The organism is Bradyrhizobium sp. 23AC, from assembly GCF_054863025.1.
Window position 1 is genome coordinate 1 of the sequence record NZ_JAVAYN010000227.1, and the last position, 257, is coordinate 257.

Annotated in this window: 1 protein-coding gene; it reads left to right on the forward strand. The window is 37.0% G+C overall.

Translation table 11 applies throughout. The features are described from left to right. The coding region (locus RAD10_RS42215) for a hypothetical protein (RefSeq protein WP_461622055.1) at positions 1-257 on the forward strand (257 nt) is incomplete at both ends.

The following is a 257-nucleotide window of genomic DNA, read 5'->3' on the forward strand; positions in this document are numbered from 1 at the left end:
TACATGTTGGGATGGTGGCAGTGTCACAAGTAATCAATGTCTTGTCGATATAATCGGTGCTCCGTCTAAATATAGATTCAATGCAACCGCGGGAGTAGGTGGAAACATATCTAATCTTGGTACGTGTTTGATATATCAGGGGGACCAACTTACATATTATTTTACTCCAGAGAAGGGATATGAAGTAAAAAAAATATATGTTGATGGTGTAGCTTTAACTGGTAGTGATTTTGAGAATGCTATAGATAATGGATATG